Origin of the sequence: Vibrio sp. 1-2 (7-a), from assembly GCF_013048515.1 — a bacterium.
GTDB lineage: Bacteria > Pseudomonadota > Gammaproteobacteria > Enterobacterales > Vibrionaceae > Vibrio > Vibrio diabolicus.
In genome coordinates, this window is sequence record NZ_VHSQ01000002.1 from 581,762 (window position 1) to 606,271 (window position 24,510).

The 24,510-nt window shown below is 40.8% G+C and carries 14 protein-coding genes and 3 pseudogenes; 7 read left to right on the forward strand and 10 right to left on the reverse strand.

Annotated elements, in window-relative coordinates; all coding sequences use genetic code 11:
• The first annotated feature begins 19 nt into the window (after nt 1–19).
• The 4 genes from FKN08_RS10230 to FKN08_RS10245 are packed head-to-tail and all read left to right on the forward strand — an operon-like array spanning nt 20 to nt 5,723.
• On the forward strand, nt 20–1,345 hold the full coding sequence (locus FKN08_RS10230) for a site-specific integrase (protein ID WP_170892031.1): 1,326 nt from the start codon (nt 20–22) through the stop codon (nt 1,343–1,345).
• On the forward strand, nt 1,335–2,981 hold the full coding sequence (locus tag FKN08_RS10235; RefSeq protein ID WP_170892032.1) for a hypothetical protein: 1,647 nt from the start codon (nt 1,335–1,337) through the stop codon (nt 2,979–2,981). Before FKN08_RS10230 ends, FKN08_RS10235 begins: the two co-directional genes overlap by 11 nt.
• Nucleotides 2,978–5,287, forward strand: a complete 2,310-nt coding sequence (locus FKN08_RS10240; protein WP_170892033.1) for a hypothetical protein — start codon at nt 2,978–2,980, stop codon at nt 5,285–5,287. The genes FKN08_RS10235 and FKN08_RS10240 overlap by 4 nt, the downstream gene beginning before the upstream one ends.
• Nucleotides 5,288–5,297: 10 nt before the next feature.
• The gene (locus FKN08_RS10245; protein WP_170892034.1) at nt 5,298–5,723 is read left to right on the forward strand and encodes a hypothetical protein; all 426 of its coding nucleotides are present in this window, start codon (nt 5,298–5,300) and stop codon (nt 5,721–5,723) included.
• 302 nt (nt 5,724–6,025) lie between these two features.
• Here the strand turns inward: FKN08_RS10245 and FKN08_RS10250 are convergent, their stop codons facing one another.
• Nucleotides 6,026–6,253 (reverse strand): hypothetical protein, encoded by a 228-nt coding sequence (locus tag FKN08_RS10250; RefSeq protein WP_170892035.1) that lies wholly within the window; start codon nt 6,251–6,253, stop codon nt 6,026–6,028.
• A gap of 123 nt (nt 6,254–6,376) precedes the next feature.
• Between FKN08_RS10250 and FKN08_RS10255 the strand changes: the two genes are divergently transcribed.
• Complete coding sequence (locus FKN08_RS10255) at nt 6,377–7,009, forward strand: hypothetical protein (protein WP_170892036.1); 633 nt, start codon at nt 6,377–6,379, stop codon at nt 7,007–7,009.
• Between the two features lie 15 nt (nt 7,010–7,024).
• Here FKN08_RS10255 and FKN08_RS10260 read toward each other — a convergent pair whose 3' ends face one another.
• The 5 genes and pseudogenes from FKN08_RS10260 to FKN08_RS10280 all read right to left on the reverse strand — a co-directional run bounded on the left by FKN08_RS10260 (nt 7,025) and on the right by FKN08_RS10280 (nt 14,822).
• Entirely contained in the window at nt 7,025–7,339 is a 315-nt protein-coding gene (locus tag FKN08_RS10260; RefSeq protein WP_170892037.1) for a hypothetical protein, read from the reverse strand.
• 98 nt (nt 7,340–7,437) lie between these two features.
• Nucleotides 7,438–7,605: pseudogene (locus tag FKN08_RS10265) on the reverse strand (IS3 family transposase); the annotation flags it as partial.
• 295 nt (nt 7,606–7,900) lie between these two features.
• Nucleotides 7,901–8,839, reverse strand: coding sequence for an NYN domain-containing protein (locus tag FKN08_RS10270; RefSeq protein WP_241814653.1), 939 nt, complete (start codon nt 8,837–8,839; stop codon nt 7,901–7,903).
• Between the two features lie 586 nt (nt 8,840–9,425).
• Nucleotides 9,426–11,690 carry a hypothetical protein gene (locus FKN08_RS10275; protein WP_170892038.1) on the reverse strand — a complete coding sequence of 755 codons (2,265 nt, stop codon included), beginning with the start codon at nt 11,688–11,690 and terminating at the stop codon, nt 9,426–9,428.
• A gap of 333 nt (nt 11,691–12,023) precedes the next feature.
• Nucleotides 12,024–14,822: an SEC-C metal-binding domain-containing protein gene (locus tag FKN08_RS10280; protein WP_170892039.1), complete on the reverse strand. Its 2,799-nt coding sequence runs from the start codon at nt 14,820–14,822 to the stop codon at nt 12,024–12,026.
• A gap of 445 nt (nt 14,823–15,267) precedes the next feature.
• Between FKN08_RS10280 and FKN08_RS23685 the strand changes: the two genes are divergently transcribed.
• Nucleotides 15,268–17,421 (forward strand): hypothetical protein, encoded by a 2,154-nt coding sequence (locus FKN08_RS23685; RefSeq protein ID WP_212762666.1) that lies wholly within the window; start codon nt 15,268–15,270, stop codon nt 17,419–17,421.
• 1,254 nt (nt 17,422–18,675) lie between these two features.
• Here FKN08_RS23685 and FKN08_RS10290 read toward each other — a convergent pair.
• Both FKN08_RS10290 and FKN08_RS10295 read right to left on the reverse strand, forming a co-directional pair.
• Nucleotides 18,676–18,957: pseudogene (locus tag FKN08_RS10290) on the reverse strand (DDE-type integrase/transposase/recombinase); the annotation flags it as partial.
• Between the two features lie 292 nt (nt 18,958–19,249).
• Nucleotides 19,250–20,536: pseudogene (locus FKN08_RS10295) on the reverse strand (hypothetical protein).
• A gap of 544 nt (nt 20,537–21,080) precedes the next feature.
• On the opposite strand from FKN08_RS10295, the gene FKN08_RS23820 reads away from it, so the two are divergent.
• The gene (locus FKN08_RS23820; protein WP_249373400.1) at nt 21,081–21,443 is read left to right on the forward strand and encodes a hypothetical protein; all 363 of its coding nucleotides are present in this window, start codon (nt 21,081–21,083) and stop codon (nt 21,441–21,443) included.
• A 299-nt stretch (nt 21,444–21,742) separates the two neighbouring features.
• Here FKN08_RS23820 and FKN08_RS10305 read toward each other — a convergent pair whose 3' ends face one another.
• Both FKN08_RS10305 and FKN08_RS10310 read right to left on the reverse strand, forming a co-directional pair.
• Nucleotides 21,743–23,485: an ATP-dependent helicase gene (locus FKN08_RS10305; RefSeq protein WP_170892040.1), complete on the reverse strand. Its 1,743-nt coding sequence runs from the start codon at nt 23,483–23,485 to the stop codon at nt 21,743–21,745.
• Nucleotides 23,475–24,407, reverse strand: a complete 933-nt coding sequence (locus FKN08_RS10310) for a TOPRIM nucleotidyl transferase/hydrolase domain-containing protein (protein ID WP_170892041.1) — start codon at nt 24,405–24,407, stop codon at nt 23,475–23,477. The genes FKN08_RS10305 and FKN08_RS10310 overlap by 11 nt, the downstream gene beginning before the upstream one ends.
• Nucleotides 24,408–24,510: the final 103 nt, after the last annotated feature.

Consider the following 24,510-nt stretch of genomic DNA (forward strand, 5'->3'; position numbering starts at 1 on the left):
ACTTAAGGTATATTTTGTAATGATTACGCTGGGTAAAAATGTTGCGGTAAAGATTTATACCGATACTAGTGGGTACAACTTCCCATTAATTATTAGAGCGGGCTTTTTTCCTGCTTGCTTGTATCTTAATGCCTATCTCAATGGAAATCATAACTCTCCACTCTCTGTAGGAGAAAAAAAAGTGAGCTCCCAAGCACCTGCTTTTCATACACTAAAGAAGTATGCTTACGAGCTAAAATTTTTATACTGTCACTTTATCGAACAAGGTATAGATCTTGTTGAACGTGTAAGTTCTGGAGAATTTCTTTCAAGACTAGAAGTTGATGATTTTGTTCGGGCGAGTAAGTTTTACGCTGATAAAACCGCTACACATGAAAACAATGTCATACAAGTCTCAGATAAACGCATTCGAGATGCGATCCATGCGACTTCATATAGCCTACCGCAAGTTTCGGCACACACTTTACGTCAACGCTTAATTCGACTGAAATCATATATCGAATACTTATACGTTTGCCACCACTACGACCAAGAGCCAACTGATACTAAAGCTAGCGTGGACGATCAACTCAACAAATTTAAGATATATATCAACACCTTAATTAGTGGCACACGCAAGAATAACACCATTGTTAAAGATGCCTTTGAGTCTGTTATACCCTCGGATAAGTTCTTTTATTTACTTGAGATTATCAAAGAGAGTTCACCAGATAACCCTTTTAAATCAAGTAAATTAAGAAACCAAATTATAATGCAGATACTCATTAATACAGGGGTTCGTGTTGGGGCAGTTTTAAAGCTCAAAGTCAGCGACTTAATCGGCGATTGGGATAATCCTCGCTTCCTATTAACAAGAACGCCAAACGACCCTACGGACCCTAGATTAGAGCGCCCATCAAACAAAACTAAGGCGCTGTCAGTGTCCATTTCCTCAGAGTTAATGAGGCTCATCAAGCTCTATATTCAAACTGTGCGAGCAAATAACCCAGCATCTCGTGAGCATGATTTTGTCTTCATCTCAGAGAAAGGCACAACATCAGGTCAACCTTTAACTTACAAATCCATTCACAAAATTGTAGAAAAATTTGGTGAGACTTTGGGCATCAAACTACACCCTCATAAGCTTCGCCATAAATGGAATGAGGTCTTTGAAGATAAAGCCAGAGATAATGGGCTAACCCCAGAAAAAGTTGAAGATTTACGCAAATATGCAATGGGTTGGGTTGAGGATTCAAAAATGGCATCCGTATACAACGAATATCAATTAGCGGTTACTGTGGCTGATATCTCCTCTAAAACTCAAGCCAAAACTGTTCCTAAATTAGGAGGTAATAATGAGCAATAATCATATCTCCACTTTTAATAAAGGGTATGGCGGACAGCGCATATTCAACTCCAAAGAAGATGGGTATACTTTTGATATCTTGTCAGACAAATGGGAACTTGATTATAAAAAAAACTTAAACCTTACTTGGATGAATGAGCTAGATACTGAAACCTTTTTGGATTTGAGATTAGCCATAGCGCATGCAGCAAAGCGTTACGCTTTTACAACTACATATACGATTGTTTGCACCCTTAAATCAATTGTGAGTTACCTAGACGCTTACAAGTTTCAAGCATGGTGGCTTACATTAGATACCTATAAAAAAAAGGTTAGAGAATGCTTATCCTCTCTCTGCAACCCTAAAAGCCGTTACATCAGCAGCACGTTAAAGCCTCTGTATGACAGTGTTAAAGATGACAAATTGGGTCAGAAAAATGCCCACTTGAAAGGCATTCTTGATCCTAAAACAGGAGCTTATAGTGAAGTTGAACAAGATAACATTCTTGAAAGTTTAAGGATAGAAACACTGCATTCATTGAATAAAGAAGTACTATCTATACATGCATTTACACGTTCAAGAAACATCATAGCAAGTCAGTTAATCCTTATTCTTGTTAGACGCCCCTCTCAACTTTTACAAATTAAATGGTGTGACATTTTACCTGTGGGACAAATATTTCAGTCCCATAAAGAATCTGATTGCAACTGGAAACCCGTTACCCAACACATCTTTTCAGATGTAGAGCAATTGCATGTTCGCACCTTTAGAGGTAAGGATGGGCAATTTCGTGATAACGCTGAATCACGATCACATCGCTTAGAAACGGATTTTTCTCAACTACTTGTGCGCTACTATCAATCTTATGAAAACTACCTCTTGCAGTCGCTTTCAGCACAAGACATCTTGTTAATTGATGATGAGGCCAAAGAAATCATGAGTAGGCTCCCAGTACTACCAGACAAAAGTTTGTTTAGTTCAGAGTTCGAGTCTAAATCAGAGTTATTTAGCTCTGTCAGCCATACCTCAAAGGCATACCACATATCAAGCTCCTCCCTTAATACGAATATTAGAAATTTGTTTAAGAAGCTCAAACCAAGCAGCGATAGACTTCCAAATGATACTTTGATGCTACAGAACAATCGCTGGCGACACACCATACTTACCCAAGGAGCAAAATACGGATTAAGCCCAGCTCACCTTGCTGCCATTACAGGCGTGACTACTGAGGCTATTAAGCCTTACCTTGACCTAAAAGCATCTGAGCGAGTGAAAATTGATGAAGCTTATGCTGGGAACAATATTATCAAGCGATTTGATAGCTTATCTGTAAAGGAGTTACAAACGCACGATGACTTCAAAGTAAAGAGTATGTTTGATGAAGAAATTGGGCATAAACTTAACCCGGCTAACTGCGTAAGTTGTCGTTCAAAAGGCGGTGCGCCTATGGCGTGCTATCCATGCGACAACTTTAGACCTTTGGAAACGGCAAATCATCATCAATATCTTGATAAAGCCGAAAGAAAGTTGGCAATTAATAGCCAATCCGCACACCCTGCAACCGTGAAGCGACTCAAAAAAGTTATTCTGTACATCAAGATGACAATAACCCTTTGTGAAGAGCGAAAAACCGCGAGGGTTGGAGGTGTAAAATGAGTACAGTAAATCGTTATATTACCAATCAACAAGCTTATCTTGCCGATAAGAAAAAACAGCCTTTACTTGGTTTTACTACTTCATCAGGAGAGCAGGCCACATGGAATGACATTGCTGTTATCTTTACAAATAACGAGGGTATAAAAACTAATGTCATTTTTAATAATGCCAATAAGCCCAATGCCAGCATTCGTTCTACCTTCACTGATCACGACAGGTTAGATATAGATACGCATCACCTACTTTTTGCCTATACTCTGGATGTACTGAAAGAACAAATTTCTGTCGCCAAGAAGACAGTTAAAATCTCGACAGCAAGAAAGTTTTTAATTGTTCTCAATGATAATATCGCTTCTGCAAGTATCGATGAGATTCAAAGCGCCCTTGATAACATAATTCAAATCAGATACCTCTCTACTTTTTTTAATTGGCTAAAAACCCACAAAATGATACCGGCCAGCATTTCTCCAAATCTTAATAGAGAGAGAAACGATAATAGAGTAAAGACGGGTGATGATGCTATTGCAGCTGAAAGCCAAAAATTACCTAGTGAAAAATCGCTGCTAGCGTTAGGTGCGATATTTTATGACGTTATCCCTCCTTATCAAAACCAAGATGACAAAGAGAACACAGACTCTTGGGCTAATCTCATCCACTCCACAAAAAGCCAATTAAATAGCTATGTATGCACAATGTCAGCTCTTGCAATGGCATCCCCAAATCGAGTAGCGGTAGAGCAAGTTTTACTCACCAAACAACGGTTACAATCTCATACAGAAGTCGTCAACGGCAAGGAATCTACAGTTCACTATCTTAACTGGCGAGGTTCAAAAGGATTTAAAGACTATCAAAATCACATCAACGCTGAAATGGCTGAAAGCCTAGACCGCGCACTGCATTACACTAGCATTGTTACAGAGCCAGCGAGAGTATTAGCAAGGTTTTATCAAAACCCACATCTTAGTTTAAAAAAGGTACTTGGAAACTTTAAGCCGAGCATCAACAATCTGAATGCGCTCACCCCTAACCCAAGCAAGCCAACAAACCTTATTCACCTTGGCTTTTTGTTAGGATTTTTCGATGATACAGACGGGTATGTCCGCGTCACCAAAGATACGAAGGGTACAATTAACTTAAAATACAACATATTTATCAAACACATAACCAGGTTAACAATATTTGATAAGCTAGAAATTAGACACAAATGCATTTACACATCATCACTTGTCGGTGTTGCTGTCAGCAGCTCAAAACAAGAAAAAAAGTATTTCAATGGTCAAAGAGAAATGACGGTTGCTGAATTTCAAAACCATATTGTGGCAGCAAATCTAAATTCTATATTGGGATACAACCAAGGCAGGACTAAGCGTGTTGATTATGACAATGCGTTATTTTCTTATACTGAGAAACAAGTCAACAGGCTACAAGCTTCGCATTTCTTATTAGTGCCAACTGAGCGTTTAGGCTCTATTCTTGAAAGAAGCATTACACAAAGGTCCAGTTCCCATTCAACCATTTTTGAAGAGTTTGATTTTTCATCAGATTTTAGTATAAAGCCTCACCAGTTCCGGCACTGGCAAAATAATTACCTAGATAAAAAGGGGTTACCTCATCTACTCATAACCATCTTATCTGGTCGAAATAGCCCAGAGCAAACACTCACCTACATCCATACTACTGATGCTCAAAATGCATCTGTCATCAGTGATATTCTGTATGAGAAAGAAACTGAAGAAGAAGTGCAGGATAACGTTGAGAAGCGCATACAAAGTAAAGATCGATACGATGAAGCCACTGATAATTTAAGCCCGACGTTTATCAGTGAGGTTGGATTTTGTACCCAAGATTTAACGCTAACCCCTTGCTCATACATGACAGAATTCGAGACGCAATGCACACTCTGCTCATCTTCATGTCATATTACTCATGATGAAGAAGCCATTGAGTTATTAAAAAAAGATTTAGCGATACAGAATTACAATCTAAAGCAAGTTCAAGAAGCCATCAACTTTGCAACTAGCAATGGAATGCAGCAATGGTATCAAACACATTACAGAAACACTTGCATGCTCAAAAATCTCATTGAAGTTCTATCGGACGAATCCATCAAAGAGAGTTCTATTGTTCGTGTTCTTACTCACCCCAATGTCATGAGAATTACGGATTTAGAGACAAAAACAGTGACAGAGAAAATATTATCATTACCAGATGCAGAAGAAGCACTTCGAGCAGCTATCGAGGCAGCAAACAAACCGACAGATGACTCTGCTAAAACTAACTTCTTGAGCTTTTTAGGGACGATATAAGAGAGCAGGTATGGCGACCAAATCATTAAACACAGACCAACAAATCTCCATTCAAGCCCTCATTAAGGCTTGGGAAGGCAAGCTCACTTGGGATTTATTGGTAACAAAAGTTGAGTCTAACCTTGCGATTACGACAACTCGACAAACGCTCGATAAATATCTCAATATCAAAAATGCATACAAAGCGAGGAAACGCTTACTTAAAGGACAACCTGTTTCATCTAACGATACCGAGTTGCTTTCCTTTCTTCAAAAAGACATTAATTTAGCGGAAAAAGTAATTCAGCTAGAATCTGAGCTAAAAGTGGCAAAGGAAGAGATTGGTTACCTGCAAGCCTTTATCCAAAAAATAGTCCATACAGGGCAAAGCGACCCTAACGTAATGACGATTTTCCAAAAGGCGATGAAAGATATTGAGTCAAATAAAGAGGGTTAAGAATGACGAGTCAATCTCATTTGTTTTTCGCATGACTACGCGTAACTTACCTTGCTGTCCCAAAATTACCCAGAGTAAAAACTCATTCATACCCTGCTAATGCGAGTTTACTATACGTAAAATTAATGAGAACAAATTGACTGTAAAGATAGTTTTTAATTGCAATTGCCCCTCAACATGCAACATTTCAGGTTGGTACGGTTTGACCGATTTTTCACCGTGGCCTTCTGTAAAATTAAGCTCTTACAATTCCCAACCTTTGAGGGGCGTTAGCCACTTTCTCTATTTGCATTTGATACAACTTAGCATTCTTTTATTTTAATATGTCCCTGTTCAATCGATAAAATGAACCGTTCAAAATCATGCTGATAGGCATAGATAGGATGCGGTGCAGATGAGCCAGCTAAAAACTCTTCGAAAGCCAATCTATAGGTGGTAGGTAGTTCATTTGGGTCAATGACTTTGAATGGAATATCGGGCAATTTAAAAGGGATTAGTGTTGGGTATAACGTTGATTTATTTATTGTCATAGAGCTCTCTTTTCCTTTAGTTAAACTATTATATTACGTAGCACGAATCAAAGTCAGGCATTTAGGTGACTATTAGTTGTTCTATATGATAGACGGGATTCGCCACAATCTTAGGAGTTTGTTATGAGCCAGAAAACTATAACGCGCAGTTTAGGCAATGGTCTAAACACTATTTCCGATTTTTCGCGGCAAGACATTGATGTTAGTTTTTGGCAAGGGTGCTGTGCTGAATTAAAAGTTTATGCCGTTTTACGAACTAAAGGTGGAAGTGGTGAACGCCACACAGTAAGAACTCTACAGCAACAACTGATACAGCGTGGAGAACACCCTCTTGTTGTCAGAGTTTTTCAAGTTCATGATAACGAATATGGGATAGACTTCAATTCATTGGCTCAACTAGAAAATACTGATGAATTGACTGGTACGCTTATATGGAATTGGAGTGAGCGCCACAGCAACTATCAACTGGCTGAGGCACTACTCAAGTCATCATTTACGAGCGTTATTTTAACCCAAGGAGGAAGCTCTGGAGTTGCCTTTACAGATGTTATGAAGGCTGCCAAATTGGCTCGTCATGTCTACTTAAGTGTCAATGTTGACTGTGATTTATCTGTAGAAGCACAAAACAACATTCTAGAAGAGCTGAAACATTTAGAGTGTGTTTCTTCTATAATGTGGCGAGGGAATCGATGGGATAACCCTATATATGGGTTAATGGATTTGTCGAGTGTACGTGTCGAACACCCCTTGTCATAGCTTAGTACGCTTATCTTAGCGTAATACTAAGTTATCAATTTGATCTCTGACTGCTTGTAAATCAGATAAGCGTCCTGAAGCAATTATACTAGTTGGGCTTCGCCCATTGAAGAAGGTGTTGTTGTTTGTATGACCCATAAAGCCATATACATTCTCTTCATTGCTAAATATTGCCCTTAAAGTAGCATGGATATTTAAAAGGTGGCTGATTCTAACTTCCAGGCTATCCTCTTCAGTTGGTAGAATAACTTGTATCTGTTCACGGGTAGCTCCCCACTTTAACAACAATGCTTCGGCAGATTTCAGCCCAGAAGCTAGCCTTTGATTCATCAATACTTACCCCTAATCTCTTATCGTTATATTAAATCTTAACGCATCTCCGACAGTTTTCTTCAACTAACCGAGCCTTAATGTTCAAAGTGTAGTGGTCAACTAACATTGGCCCCAGTGTTAGAGTTTTCCCAATACAACTGCTCTGATTCATTAGGTGTTAGGCCACCGTTATACTGATGTGGCCTGAGTTAGCAGTAATATCCAGTGATGTAGCGGGTTATCTCTTGTTGAGCCTCAGCAAAGCTACGATAACCTACCGTTGGTGTCAGAAGACAATATAGAGTGATCGATTCCAATAAAGCCTGATCAATTACATTAAAGATTGATCTGTTTTGGGTAGTGTCAGGCCAAGAGGGACGGTCAAGCTAACACGCTTTTGCCCCTTTTTGAATTACCGCTGCAAGTTCAACACACATTTGATAGTCCAGTTAGCCATACTTGGAATAATGGCAAACTATAAACAGCCAGAGCCCCTAAAAATATGAGGGGCAGCAGGATGTGAAGATTATAAAACTGCCACCATTGAAAAGCCAAGCCTAGGAGGATTTGTGCTCAGGGTTAGAGTGACTTTTTAAATGTCGCGTAGGCAATGGCATGCTGACGAATGGTTTCAAGAGCTACTTCGTCATCCATGCAATCACAAGGTAGACTTTCCAAATTGGGCAAACCTTCGACCTGTTGTAAAGGCTTGCTTAGCCATTTCCAAGAGGCAGGAATGCTCTTAGCTACTTCTCTATCACTAAGGATCTCTAGTATCTCTTGTACTCTATCTGGGTATTTGAACCAGCCACTAGGCTTAAAGGCTGACATTTTCGCTGGTAGCCTGCAAGGTAGTTGGGATGCAGCAAGCTCTTCATCTCTAATATGATGAATTGTCCAATCAGCAAGTGCACTCAAGCTTTTATTAGCTCGTCTGGAATCATCGTCGCTTTTGATTGGTACGATAAGACCTATCTTCACTTCATCTCGAAGCTGCAACTTATTGTACTCGCGTATTTTACTTAGTGCTGGGGCTATGTCGGTATCATTGGTTACGAATACAACCTGTTCTAGATCCGGTTCAGTGATTGCGTCATAGACAGCTTCAATCGCGACATTCACATCACTTTGCTTCTCTTCTAGCTTCCAGATCTTCACGCGCTGTGAGTCTCTAGGCTGTTTTTCATTTCCCTTATCGTCTTTTTCGACGCAAGGGAACTTTGTCTTATCAATCGCATAGCTACCCTTGATAGTTTCGAGGCGTGATGCGCAGTGAATATGCAGAGCCAGATGATAGGAACGCTGGTCGTTGAGAGAAGTGTTGTCAGATGCTGCTTTTTCGGATATCTCAGCCGTGAAGAATTTAACTCCAACCTCCTCATCCAGGATAGAACCTCGCTCCCCTGAACGTGCTAACAGTCGTTCTGATAAAGAAATTGGGTCTAGCCATTTGTGAGGGGTTCCTTTGAGACACCCAAAGTAGAGGTTATAACCGTCGATATATATTCTTGTTTTCACGTTTATTTTGGCCCTAAATTGAAAAAACCGACTCAAAAGTCGGTTTTTTCGCCCAGCTCCAGGGGTCTGTATGTCGCCACGCGTGGAAGAAGGGTAAGTTGTAGAGCAAGTATACAAGAGTCGTAATCTGTACGCAACAATTGAAATCAATAGCTTAAAATTGAAAAAACCGACTCAAAGGTCGGTTTCTCCGCCCAGCTCCAGGGGTCTGTATGTCGCCGCGCGTGGAAGAAGGGTAAGTTGTAAATAAAAGATAGCGAACCGCAGTCCTTTTTGCAAGTTTATTTAAGTGTTTGTCATTGAACGGTTCTGTACAAATAAGGCGGGATACCCAATCAAGCTACTTTTCAATACCCAAAGTTATCCGCATCTTTCTAATTTAACTTATTACTTTAGCAAGGTTTTGTCCAGAGGCTTCCTGTTGCTGAATTTTTACCCGTGGTACGTTGTAGGTATGATGGTTCTAAGAAGGTTCTGCCCCCTTTCTGTGTTGCAGGCGCAGTAAGCCTGTCCATTTTTACCAATTCTGTTGACCACATTTTAATAATGCTACAGAGTGTTTATCGAAATCGCGCTGGAGCAGATATCACTCATCTATATCATCAAAAATGCTTCGACTGCTCGTATAGCTTACATTCGGTTCATCAACTATGATATCTCGCGAAGCCGAACTGTCTTCCTCCAGTGGGTTTTCATCGACCCATTCTTTAACTAACATGCGCTGTTTTTCTATAATATTTCTAATACGCAAACTATGTGGATATTCATCTAAAATACCTGAAAGCAGTTGAGTAAAACGATTCATGTGCCACTCTGGGTCTTCTTCGGGATCGTGCTCTTCTTGATGTAAACAACGCACTTCCTCAATTCGCGGCAGTAATTCAGTACGAATCGCTTCTCTTAGTATTCTCACTTCCTTATCATTTAATAGTGAGCGGAGCTCAGGGTCACCTAGAACTCTGGCATCTTCGCCATTTTGAGCATATTTCGAGACCGTAGTTACCAGTGTTTTACGCGCGCTTTCTGGTAAGATGCCTAGTTTGAACAAGCGAATAGCTAGGTCGACTTCTACCGAAAAATCTAAGTTCGGCGTAGGGGTCGTGATATGATCAATTAATTTGGGGTCAGCTCTGAGATACGATTCGAGAAACTGCTTGTTGCACCGTCCGTTTAAAAAACTTAGCAGTTCTCGTCGAGCCCACCAACCTGACATCCATTGAGTCTTATAGGCAGAACTTGTTTTATATGTAATAAGTCGCTTAATGAGTAATTCAAACATAGAACTAGGCAGTACAACAGCTTGTTCAATGTCTACGTTGCCACAAGTTATCTGACGCATCAGCTTTTGGATATCGCTACCGCGGACATAAATCCCAAGCAGCTCCGGACTGCCTCGAAGCATGACAGAGTATGCGTCTCCAATAGTTGGGTGTTTGAAAGTCCAAAAGGACTTTCCGTCCGAATTCACGTGGACTACTAGACTATCGCGCAGTGCTTCGAGTGCAGCTGTACAACCTCCCAAGTCACTGCCCAATCGCCTCAGAGTATCATCCTCAGCAGCCGTCAATGTGACCGGGCTTTGCAATTGACCGTTGGACATATAAATTAATGCTAATGCTGCTTTGCAACCGGCGTCTAGCTCTTTACAGGTATCTATGAGGAATTGTTCGCGCTTATCTACAAACCTCTCCAAGCTCAAATCAGACAGGTACAAATTTTTGGTGAAAAATGGATCTGCCAACCTCCTAGCTGTTTCTGGAATGAACCTATCATGATCTGCAACAGTCTCTAAATGTGGTTTAACCGCAGCACGAAACTCTCTGGGTTGTCTTCCAAGCTTTAGATGGTTGTAGAGAATCTGCCTTCGTTCGTCTGGCGTTAGGTTATGAACATCTACAACAACCTGACTCTCCTGGAAGAGTGGGAAGGCACCGTCCTTCAAATCCTGACGTGCACGATTATAGATATAGTCTCGTGACGTCATAACGATACGGTTTCCTTGGCGAAGAATGGTTCTTACCTCATTGAGGATATGATTCCAACCGGAGGCAAGGCCACTTTCATACTGAGTCACTCCGAATGCGTCATCGATCCAGAATAGTTGGGACTTTTCATTAGGATTCCAACGCTCAACGATTGACTGGGGTGTCATCAACTTAACCACAGACGCTCCCCATTGGTCAGCAGATGACATAGCAAGCAATGATGCTATGGTCGTTTTTCCTGAGGCTGGCTCACCAACTAGAAGCACGAAACTATGCGTGTCGAGAGCTTCAGCTGCTTTTCGATAAGACTCAGTTAAAACGACCTTAGCTAGATCTTCTTTCATTGTTTCGAGTACAGCTTTGGCTTGAGCATATGCTCGGTCGTCTAGAATTTGGCTCAAGTCTCCGAGACCGTATACTCTTGGAACCATCATCCTTAAATGCTTATTGTCACGAATTTGGTCTTCCAGCCAAGTGGAACCCAATATAAGGAAATCTTTGATTCCTGCTTCTTTGGACCTTTCCTTAATCTTTAGTTCGGTAGCACCGGAAACACCAGCGTTTGTCATTAGAATATAAATGTCACATTCATTCTTGCTGACTAATCGTTCGGCCTTGCTGAATTCGTCTTCAAGATCTGATGGTGTGAGAGAGTGCCCAACGCGAGCGGTAAACTTACATTGGATCACAAAGCGGCCAGAGAACAACTCACCATTTTGTTGGCTCCAGATACCTGCAAATGCTCCATCTCTACCGCTGTCATTAGTATCTAGAAAGGACTGGACCGTTTGACCGAGAACTTCGCGTAATACCGAAAGGCACAACTGTTGAAAGCTGTGCCAACCAAGAGTATGAAGATTAAACATATAAATTCTAAATCCATTTCTATTTTATTGGCTTAGCTTACATCATGCCATCTTCATCAGAAACACTTCAAAGGCCAATAGCTGAGTTTTGAAGGAGTGAACAAAATGCCTATCCTAGCTTCCTAATTTGCCCCAAAGTGTTTTAGATAGAAAGCTCGGTTGCAGAATGCGATTCACGGTTAGTCCAAGCATAACTAATGTGACACCCCACAAGCTTCTTAACTAACTGCCTGCCTCCATTGACCTATGTGCCCAGATACGCTGTCGCATGTTGTAGGTGATCAAATTCACGCTACTTCAGTTTGGCTTTGTGAATGCTTTTAGGTAGATGAATCAGATTCTATGACATTTTTTATATTTAAGGCCAGAGCCACAGGGACACTTTTGATTTCTGCCGACCACCCTAAACATCTTTCTGATTGCTGTATGCGATGCCTGATGTGCGAGTTGGGCTATATAGTTTGATTGGTTTTCAATTTCAAGGCGTTGGTCACCGGTTAACCCGTCAAAATAAGGATCTAGACGTCCCATCTCAACGGCGGCATCATCGTGCTGTTCGCATAGCGCCAGTATTACCGCATACTGACTTCGAACCTGAACTAGCCTATTAACCAAACCTGCCTTGTCCACAACAGGCAACACGTGTTGCTCCATGACTTCCCGGGCGCCTTCATGGTCTTTCATAGCTATAAACTCATCAGCTAAATCCTGGCCAACCCGAACCAAGGATTCTGGGGCGCCGGCCATGTTGTAGAATTTCATAGAATGAATACGTGCGAATGGCGTTGGTTTTCTCTGTTCTTCCCGATTTATGGCATATAGCTCTAGGACGTCGGCGAGATGTTTAAGATGATCCTGAACGTCTACTGGTGTGTTGATAATTTTCCACAGCACATCTGCGTTTTTACCGATCACATCCTGTGCGGAGATGCCGAGTATGCCGTAATAACCGTCGATCACTTTCCAGCACAGATCTTCCGCATCTTTGTATCTATTTAGCTTCCACAGCGCGATAGCATAGTTGTAGTCAAAAATGCGCTCATGTTCAGCATCGGGTAATTTAGGACGTGACTGTTCAACGATCCGCTGAACCTCGAGCTCATCACTGTTTTCTGCAGAGAATAATATTTTCTTCATTGCATAGGCAATTTCTTCGCGGTAGCCAAACTCATACTCAGCAAGAAGTGTCTCCATGGCTTCAAATCGCTGAATGAGATTCTCAAGTCGCCCCTCCCTTATTTCGGCAAAAAGGAGCCCGTCCAAAGCCCAAAATTTTTGAACTGGTTCCAGCGCATCTGAATTCAGTGCATTCTCAAGACTTGTCAGTATATCGACGGTGATACCCATTTCATGAAAGAGTTCCTCACCCGAAAGTGCGATGAGCGTCATGGCATCGTTGAGCTTAATATATACCTGCGTCAACAGGGAAAACCTTGATGTGTCACGAGTTTTAGAAAGGCTCGCGACCAGCAAGTCTCTCAATGCTACCAATGCTTTATTAGCCACCTGTGGAGCCATAAGATCCAGATGCTGTAGTCCCAGGACTCTTACGGCGTCATGGACTTTCAAGGTCTGGCTTCCAAAAACCTCAATAGTTCCAGTGGCCCGCATTTTCTTGAGAAGTGTTGCAGCACCTCTTTTGGATACATCCAGAGAGTTAACCAGAAACTCTGTAACTTCATTGGTGCTTAACCCCACATCAGCTAGGCTGAACAATGATAGGGAGTCCTGAACAAGTGGTTCGAATCCCTGATAAACACGGGCTAGAATCACCTCTTGTGCAGTCTCTACGTTATTTTCTTGCTGTTGGAGCTCAGTGCAGAGCGCATCGACATTACCTTCGTAGTCTGAGACCGCAATCTTCGCAGCGCTCTGGACATATAGTGGTAGGCCACCGGTATAAGTCCGAAGTTGCTCGTATCCCTGAGCAGTGGCAAAACCACCGAGATCATCGACTGCAGCGGCCAAAGTATTAATATCCCAACCGAGAAGTACCTCACGTTGAAGCCCCATAACAGCTTCCAGTTCGCGTATGTTGTCATGAGGCTGACACAGCAGGACAAAGTTAATGCATTTCGTTGCATTTAATACCTCGCGTAGATTATCTACTGGAATGCGATGCGCGTTGTCTAAAACGAGCAATAGAGTGACCCCTTGTTGCTCTAAAAATGAGCCAAAAGTTCTCAGTGCCTCGTAGCCACTAGAACCTGGTAGCAAGATTTTCCGCAGACCATCGTGATCTGATGTTGCAAACCTTGCAGCCAGTTCGCGAACTAGCGTACTGGCTAAGGCTGGTCCCGGAAGGTCACCTACGTCATAGTAGGCACACAGCTCAGCGCAGTGTAGCGCCGCCTGGGCTGCCCACGACGTCTTACCAGCCCCAGACAAACCACAAATGATACGAACACGGTCGCCAGATGTGAGCGACGGCTCCATTCTCTGCGGCCAGTAAAGATCTGGAGGCACAGGAAAGTCCTGTAACTGAACAATTAACTGTTCAAACAATACAGAAAGGTCATTTACGTGAAAAACATGCTCTCTGTTCGAGGAGCCGCCCGTGGCGGCAAGTTGAACCAGCCCGGCCAGTTTCCACACTAGGGATTCCGGGGACAACAACGAGAAATTCAATTTCGCTGCTTCAGCGATACACCATGCTGCTGCGTCATCCAGAGACTCCCAAGCGGGCGGGAGTGCCGGGTAGCACTCAGTAAAGGACTGAGGTGAAAGGAAAACAATATCCGAGGGAAGTTTTTTCTCGTCGATAGTCTTCTGGAGTTTAACGCCAGCACATTTGTTCGCAACTATGACAAATGAAGCCTCGCCTTTACGTTTCTCTTCAGAATGCTCTTTTCGAATGTGCTCAAAACGCCCAAGAGCGCCAGAAATATCGCTGGGTATCATTGGGTTGGTGCGGGTCTTAACTTGCACATAGATTCGCCCGAGCCCAGTAATAAGCTCGATATCCTCATCAAGTTCAACCGACACAGCATCGACATCAGCCGTTGGAGCCAATAGTAAGCATCCAACAGCATATAGGTGTTGATATAGAAATCCTCTGTGTACAGCTTCGATTCTCCTTAGCTGTATGCCATCCAGTATATCTAGAGAGCGAGGCTCATCGCTTTCATGCATTACTATCTTCCTTAATCGTTTTTCTGTAACTAAATTAGCACTTTAATACATAGGAGTTAAGGTCATATCTAACAGAAGGTGTCTAGAACGTTAGTGGAAAATCACTTCAGATAGATAGGAAAGCCTCTGCCCCTTTCTGTGCTTACTCTCATAAAATCCCAATCCTCAACTAATTATTTTTTTATGCATGATCTAATGGATCGTCCAAAGACAAGACTTGGTTTTATTACCGCGGACTCATGATGTGCTAGAAGTAAAGACTGAAGACGACCAACGTATCAGCGTTAACACTCTAATAGCAGTTGAATAACAACTTGTCATAAGGCGTATATATTGAGCCAACTTCGCTTCATTACGGTGGAGTAATTTTCGATTATTTGACGAAAGCCCTTATATGCAACAAGGCTTGTGTTACATTAAAAAAAACAGCTAGTTAGAAAAACTTATGAAAATCAAAGTATCGAAAATCAAGAAAGATAGTATTTTCACTGACGAATATTTAGCGCTAACGCAGAACAACGAGTTAGATTTCGAACGTAAGAAAGTATGTGTAGTATATGGACCTAATGGTACTGGAAAAACAAGTTTGTCCAAGGTCTTAAACCAAGACAAAGATGTAGAGTACACGCTGGACATTGGTGGTATAGAACATACCGAAAATAGTGATCCGATAGCTCATATCATATCAGACCAAAATGACAGAAACGTAATTCAAGGTGAGACTCAGGATTTTATCCTCGGCGATGATATTAAAAGGGAATACCAACTTAAAGAAAAACTGAACGACAGCTTTTCCTTACTGTTCGAAAAAGAACTTGTTGGTATCCTCAAGAAAAACTATCAAATAGCTAAAATGAGTACGAATTTTGATGAGCTCATTCTAGATAAAGACCTATTAGGTTACATAGCAGACATAGCAAATAGTCGATCCAGAGGTAAAAAAATAGATCGTAAAAATTTCATTGATAAAGTATACGGATATCAATTAGCAGAAACGCCAGACTATGATGAAGCGAAGCTAAGGTTTTTCATTGAGGATTTTGCCAAAAATGATTCAATCATTCGCGCTTTATCAAACTACAATTTCCAACTTGATGATAAAGAACAGAGCATAGTCAAACTTGAAGAGCAAAGCGAAGCTGTAATAATTCTAGAGAAATTTAATTATATAGATGAGTGTTTAGTCTGCGACCATCCTATTGATGTAGTAGCTAAACTAGCTCAGAAAAACGAACAATATGAACAAACATCCAATCAAATGGATGAAAAAGAAAAAGAAATAGCAGAAAAGATCATCAAGAACCTGTCTCAGCCTGACTCGTTTAATATCAAAGATAGAGTTAGAACTGCTATAAAGAAATCTGATAAATCCTTCATTGAGGATCTAGTCGTTGAATTCAACAATTATAAATCAGTGTACTGGCAGCTTCTCAAACATGACTTTATAACAACTTCAACTAATCACGCGTTACAAGAAGACTATGAAGCCTATCAAGCATTACTCAAGAATAAGCCAACATTTGGAAGTGAAGACATATTGTTCATCGAACAGTTTCTAAATGAATCTCTTGAGCGTGAAATTTCGCTAGAGCGTGATGATAATAACAATATTAGACTTATGTTAGGAGGGAAAGACTTTTTAAACAAAAACCGCCAAGACCTTGAGCTAAGTAATGGTGAGCAGAACTTCCTTTCACTCGCATTTGAGCTCTTAAAAGCGAAAAACTCGGCATGTGAATTAATCGTACTTGATGACCCGATATCGAGCTTTGATTCCATTTACAAGAACAAACTAGCATATGCGATTTTAAGCTTCTTATCTTCCAAAAAGACTCTAGTCCTTACGCACAACACAGACTTAATTAAACTATTAGAGCATCAGGCAAAACAGTGCTTAAACTTGTACTACTTCAACAACGTATTAGGCGAGAGTAACGGCTTTACGCCAATTAACCCTCAAGAAATGTCGATTCTCTTGTACATCCATGAATTCTTAAACCTTTTAAGAGAGGATATAAAAACGGAAATTGATGATGAAAAACAATTTCTGATATCTCTAGTTCCGTTTATGCGTGGGTTTTGTCAAATTAGGGGATTGATAGAAGAAAAGAACAAGTTAACTCAGTTAATGCATGGTTACTGTGATGAAACGATCAATGTTACAGAAATCTATGAGAAGCTATTTTCTGACAGAGTGCTAGGGAATGTTCATAAAATATCAGCGAAGGAAGTTGTTGGTTGGGACTATACAAAATTTAGCCCTTTAAAATCAGGATCTTATCCTTTACTATCAAAAACACTAAGGCACACACTTACATATTTATACTTGAGGCTAAATGTTGAAAAAGTTTTAGTTGATACATATGCCATCAATACAAACAAACACGATATGCTATCTAGTATCATTTTCGCATCGTTTAAGGGAAATGAACGCGAAAAGATACAACATCGTGTCTTTTTCATGTCAAAGAAGACTCTTCTAAATGAATTTAATCACTTTGAAATGGATATGAACATCTTTCAGCCTGCAATCGATATTACAGACAAAGCTTTAAACAAAGAGCGAGAGCAGATACTCAAGCGATTAAAAACACTATGAATTAAATGATAGGCACCGAGAGGGTGCCTATCATTTAAGTATACTAGGAACCCAAGGAACTGCCGTAGAGCGTCGACCACCTGAAGTAGAAGGCCGCTTTCTCTAGTGGATTGGATGCTCTTAGTGAGGTGGTATGAAGGGTATCTGCTTTTCCACAGTATCTGCTTTTCCATACCTAATGTTATTCGCTAAATTTGAAATCAAGTAATTAGTCTAAATTGTTTTTGTCCGTGCGACCTGAAGTCGTATGAAGCGTTGTTCACCACGCAGAGTGAACCATCTGTATCACCAGATGACCCTAAGAGCCTGAATAAAGCAGCGGCTCTGACAACGTAACGAAGCTTGGTCGTTGGGCTGAGCGGGAGCAAAATCGTGAGAGGATGTTCCTCCTGATAACCACAAAATCGGGTGAGTGCTAGGGAGTCAATATGATGAATGTAATGTGAATCCATTTAAGGCGCGTTATACGATGAAGCAGCGGAAGTGGTTAATACGCTGTAGCCAAAAGGCAACGAGAGTCGGAAAGAGATTGGACAATGCTCTTTCGTGGTCATTGTACTCTCCGCACCATTGTGGGCATCTAAGTTGACATTTTTACGCGACATACGGAACAGGGTAAGCCTGTATACCTCCCTATGGGAAAGCTACCTGTGAAGGTGGCCGATAGGTATGCAGGTAAAGGAGGTTAGAGAAAGCAAATGTCGCTTTGTAATGAAGTGGATACAGATTTCTATCTGGCGCTAAAGCGAGCTGACTTCTAACTGGTCTCCCGTTGCGAAAGAGTTTGAAGAACTTTATTGAAGAAGAAAAGCAAATGATGATTTCAAATGAAATTAGTGCAGCTTCTTACAACGAACCGTGGTCTCTCAACTACTGAGTGCTCATTGGCAAGGTATTAAAGCTTCAAGTGCGTATCGCAAAGGTAATTAACACGAAGGGCTAGTGTTGCGATCAACTTTTGGTCTCGCTCTAGTCCTATAACGATTTAATTACTGGGTGCTTCACTGTGCCTTTGTGGAGGCTTGAGCCGTATGCAGTGAAAGTTGCACGTACGGTTCTGAGGAGGGTGGCACCTGGTAACAGGTGCCGTCTATCCGACAAAAGCTTGTTAGGAATCGATCAATGTTTTTTTGTCACTCTGTGTACTCCAAGAGTCGAAATGAAGTGCGAAAATGATCAAACTTTGCTTCTCAATTCGTCTTTTGGCGTGTCAAATCTTCACATTTACGATCATACTTATTGTCCGACGACAGTTGGTATCCATTCCGTTTTCAGACTCCTAAAGAAACACTCCATCGGCGCGTTATCCCAGCAATTTCCTCGGCGAGATAAACTCTGCTTTATTTGAAAGCGCCACAGTAGTTGACGGTATTTGCAACTGGTATAGTGGCTGTCTTAATCGCTATGGAACATGACACCTTTCGGCTTACCACAAGATTCATAAGCCATCAAAAGAGCTTTGCCTGTTAACCGAGTGTCAGGTGATAAAGACATTGCCCAACCTATTGGTTTGCGAGCAGACAGATCTATCACCAATTGGTGGTAGTATGTTTTAGTTTAATATTTGAGAGGGTATACCCCCAATATATGGTTTCATTTTCAAAAGAATTACGACGTAGAATCGACAAAATGTCGATCTTATGTCTACCAAATCAAGGTTAATGCAGCGACATAGAATCAACAAAATGTCGATTCTATGTCTATTGGAGCCCTCGGTAGTTGTTGCAAATTCACAACAAGTAAGTTACGACAGTATTCCTTAAGTCTGGTTGGATTGACTTGTTTTTGCCCCGAAACTTGTGAGCTAAGGGGTTATAGCCATAGGTATCTACACAAATTGAGCAAAAAACGAACTAGCCAACTCTTTCATCCTGTTGATTTCCTCTGTAGTGTAAGAGTTTAATACCTCACACATTTGCAAGAACACCCAGAGACCTGCAAGTAAGGCTGAATGTGTTACTGGCTTTGAACGCTTCGTCAAACGCCCACTTAATTTCACTAAAAAACTCTTAAATTCATTCGCTTCTTCTGACTTATCTGAGTAAAGCTTGAAAACGAGCGTGGTCGCAACACTGGCTACAATTAATCGTTTGAGTATCAATTCACCCGTTGTCTGTTGCCACTTCTCAAGCTGATGACCATTCGTTTTCAACAGTTTGAACCAAGACTCAATATTCCAGCGGTGGCAATACCACATCGCTATATCTGTCGCATCAACATCGAAAACATTCGACAATAAATACCACCTTGCCAACTCATTGCCTTTTTCATCGGTCACTAAGCTCATAACAAGGCGACATTCAGGCGCTTGCGATGCCAACTTTTCCGACTTTCTCTGTAACTCAACCTTCGTCTCTCCGACAAAAAGATAACCCTCTCTCCCTCGTATTGAAACGACGCCTTTGATATCTGGATTTAGCTTTCGACCAATTACCTCTGCCGTTTTAAATTGCCCTTCATGACGGAAGGTGGAGGTTTTTTTTGTTCGTGTTAGCCAATTTATAGACCCAAAGCGTCTTAAGTCTTTTGCTGAATCTGCTTCCCTGTCGACAACGTGGACTAAGGGCTTATCTAAGCGCAATTGTTCTTGCCACTGAATGCTTTCAAATAACGAGTCCAGATGGCTTTGTTTTGGTTGAATGTCTTGAGACCGACATTGATAAATTCCTTTATCAGTCAATAAGTTCAGACCTGCTGGAGCAATAGGCTCTCCCGTCTCAGCATCAACGAGTAGAGAGGTTTATAGCTCATAACCCACATCCATAGCATGAGACATCTGGGTCTTATCAAACTTACTCTGATGTTTAGAAAAATTGATACGACACCAGTCATGTGCCATCAAGACATAGCGACTTTGAGTGTCTTTTACTCCAGTTCTTGCCAGCCCGAGCATCGGACTACTCAGCATAGGGAAGGTCACATTGTCATTGTGGTAAAAGCGCCATGTGGCTTGGGTCGAAGCCCAAAATTGCGTATGGTGCTCTAATGATTTAGCCCCAGGGGCATTAGTCGAATTCACAGTCATATGTTCCATAACAATGGTCTGATAACGTTTAGAGAGTCTTGATTCTAAGAGGCACGGTAAATGATGTTGTTCGAAAAGAGTCATAATCAGTAAAGTGAAAGAATAGTTAACTCTCTTGATCACTGATCCGTGGTTCAGTTCCCTTAATCAAATTAATTGCTCAATATGCGACCAATCTGTGTAGATACCTATGGTTATAGCCATAATGTTAATTTGGGCAGCAGCTTGTTGCCTAATTGTGCAAAAGGCTCTTCCACAAACGAATCAACGCAATTCTGCCCCAAAGTGATTTAGCTAGAATTCTCTCAATAATTATTTACGATTTCATTACCTTAACTATTCTACAGCTAGTAAAATGTCTACCAGAGTGAGCCAGTATAGGTAACGAGGGAATAAATAAAAATGCAAGCCCTAGACGGAAAACAGATTAGCGTCTACCCCTCGTTTCTTCTGTGAACTGATTCAGCTGATATATCGTGCGAAGGATGTTGAGGCCAATACAACAGAGCCAACTGAAGAGAACCGCAATATTGCCATTAATGCATATAGCCTGCTCTCTACATGGAGTACGGTTCCTGGCACTCAAACTAATGGTGAATTTAGCCCAGAAGCATTCTCAGAATGGCTAACGACAATGGAAGATATCGTAAAAGCATCAGGGCATTATGATGTCGCACTGATTCAGCTTGGTGGTGTACTCGTGCATTCTCCTGTCGGAACAGATGGTTTATGGATACATCCAGTGATAGCAAATGCAATGAATAGCAGAGAGCGCTCTAGTCTCAGAAATGGGTATCGGACAGGAGTTTTCAATTCTCGAGGAATTCACACAGTTGACCCTGAAGCTAAGCCTGAAAGAGCGTTAGTAGACAAATATCAACGGCGAGCCAATGAAGTTGAGAATGCTGGATACCAACGGTTAGCCTTAACATTGAGGGAAGTTGCTGATAGTTATGATAGGGACGTAGAACGTATCATCTCACGTGGTACGAGATAACTGGGTGCTGTTTCACGCTTCATTTTTGCTAAAACTTCGGTAAGTGGGACGTTAACTTAGGTACATGGTTCTTTATTTTCCATACCTGAGCTAATTTAACAAAAAGCCTAACAAGGTTATATCCATGTTCGTGCCAGCAAGATCACTCTGTAATGACAAAGATCACTGCTGGCACATTTTTGCCTTAAGAAAGCTAGAGTAGATACTCATTTACATCTATTGGTATACTTTTTCCTACCAAAAATTACTCATTTCTCGATTTGAGTTTGCTAACCCTGTAATGTAATACGGAGTGAGATTCATAGTTGCCTGGTTGGTACATAATCAAAACCTTTTCGAGTTTTATGTCCTCGTTCAGATATCATGTATAAGTGTTTCTTAGCCCTAGAGCCAATCACATATAACAAGCGTCTGGCAATATAATTTGCATGCTGCTCACCAACGAATACATCATTCCAATGCGGTATTTTTCCTTCTAACAAACCAGTACATATGACGACATCATATTCATCACCCTTAGTAGAGTGGCATGTAGTGATCTTTACTCCTTTAGATTTACCAAAAAACCTTTTTAAATCAAGTGCTCGGTAATCCATTTCATGTTTTTCCATCCTTAGTTTTGTCGCTTCAACTAAGCTATCTAAACTCGATTTAGCAGTCTTATTGGTTGCGATATCCAGACCTATAAGGCGACTAAACTCAAATACAATTGATCCAATCCAATCTGTAATACTTTGATCAATTGAAATATTGAAGCCATTAACGATCTTGAGTACTTGCTTGTGTTCACCACAAATATTCAAGCCGCATTCATCCAGACATTCGATTAAAGTGTTGGCAAGCCTCCGACGCCTTAGATAGTTTTCCATACACGCTTCATTCAACACTAATTTCACTAGGTTAAGCCACATGTTGTCTTCATTCTTAGGAATTGGGGAAACAACTACCCCATCGATTGAGTAAACTTTATCAAGTTTATCTAACTCTTTAGACCTTTGAATAACGTCAAACCAACTCGGGCATAAAACTACAATATCTTCAGCAGATATACCGTTTTTTATATGAGACTCAATAACTTCATGAATGAAGTTTGAGAGCTGGCTTTTGTCGATACTTTGTTCTTGGTGAACGACGGATTTAAATTCTTTTAAATCAGACTTTGACTCAATGTCGAGTCCTCCATCCTGATATTTCTTGTAAAAATCGACTATTCGTTGACTGCTACGAAAACAACCAGTTAGGCTCAATTCATGTAACTGATCCAACGCGAAGTAATCAATTAAGTCAGCCTTCCCCTTAACTTCAGCACCCAATCCAGTGTAGATGGCTTGTTCTTGATCTCCTATTAGTGTGATGTTGCTCTTTCGTTCATTGATGATTAGTTTAAGAATTTCATATTGTAACAAAGATGTATCTTGGTATTCATCGACCAAGATATGTTTAATGAGAAAAGCGACTCTATTTTTTACCCCGCCGTAATGAGAAAGTAACTTGAAACTCATATTCAATATCAGATCAAAATCGATTTTATTGTTATTTCTTAGGTAGTTATGATACTCATCAACGAGCTTGTATTCAGATGATATTTTATCGGAATAGTGATAGCGATAATCTGGCTCTAACCTAGTGATTACGTCAGCATAAGGACTTAATTGATACTTCTCTTTCAGGTCGGAAAGTAGACGATCTCTTTCATGTTCATCTATTACGACATAACCTTTGCAAAGCCTCGGAATGAAGTTAATGTTTGGCTTAATAATCCACTGAAGACAAAAAGAGTGTATTGTTCCAACCCAAAGTGATTTGTCAGCAATCCCAAAGGATAGTAATCGATCCGTAATCGTATCAGCCGCTATATTCGTATACGTCAGCGCTATAATCTTCCTTTTCTTGATCCCTAGAGCATCTTTGTTCTTTACCATATAGGCAAGTTTAGATACCAAAGTCTTCGTTTTTCCGGAACCAGGACACGCTGTTAATAATAGGTTGCCGCTAAACTCTACAGCTGCTCTTTGTTCATTTGTTAGCTTCTTAAAAGGCATATAGTTTTATAAACCTTGAAAAAGAATCATCCATCATTCCACTGTAGATATTTAAAGCTTCACTTAGGTCTACAGCATGTTCAAAAGCAGCTTTATCTGCGCCTTTCAAGCCCTCGATATTGTAGTTGAGCATCTTCCCCAAAATATCTTCCAGATTTCTCTCATTTAACGAGAACTTTAAAGCTTCTAAGACGTATGTCGGTATTTGCACGCCATTATCAGCTTTTTGTGCCAGCTCAGTTGCAAGCCAGCCTTTTCCTATCTTTTTTGCTAGCTTAAGAACGGCATCATAACGTAAAGCTTTGTCCTCACTAGATAGATTGGCCCAAACTCTCTCTTTATCAGCTGTACGTTTATATTCTAAATCGACAATATCAGCGAAGATCTCAAAATTATCGTCATGATCAATCACTTCCGTTTCGAATGTATTTTCTGCATAAAATGCTTCTATATATTTGTTTTCTTTTGTGTACTTGTCGAGCTCTTGCTTTCTCGATTCTCCACTTTCTTGTGCTGCCATTTGCGCTTTAATGTAGGCTTCATTGGCGAATGTGCCGTTTTCTTCAGTAATGTAGGCTTTATCTAGATCTGTCAAAATAGCACAGTAGTTTTTTAACCTATCTTCACTAAACAGGTTACATATATGCTTAAAGACAGTTCCATCTACTTTTACTAGACTAACCCCCATTTCATCAAGTGTAACTCCGAGTGTTTGCTTTATCATTTCAGGTATTAATATGAGTTCAGCATCTCCTTCTACTAAAATGGCACTTTTTGCGAACAGCACATCACTTCTTATTGCGTCTAAGTATCGTTCCATTCTCTTCACTTCAGAAGGCTCAAGTCCCTTTGCAGGCGAGTAGACCTCTGTGTTTGTAGTCTTCCTAGACAAAATATTGTAAGCGTCTTTAAATCGACTCATTCAATCCTTTTAATAAACGTCGTAACCTTTAACTTTTATCGTTAAAGGTACTCGAAAATGTCTCAGCATAGATCTCAGCAAGAATGGCTACGCCTTGTTCAGA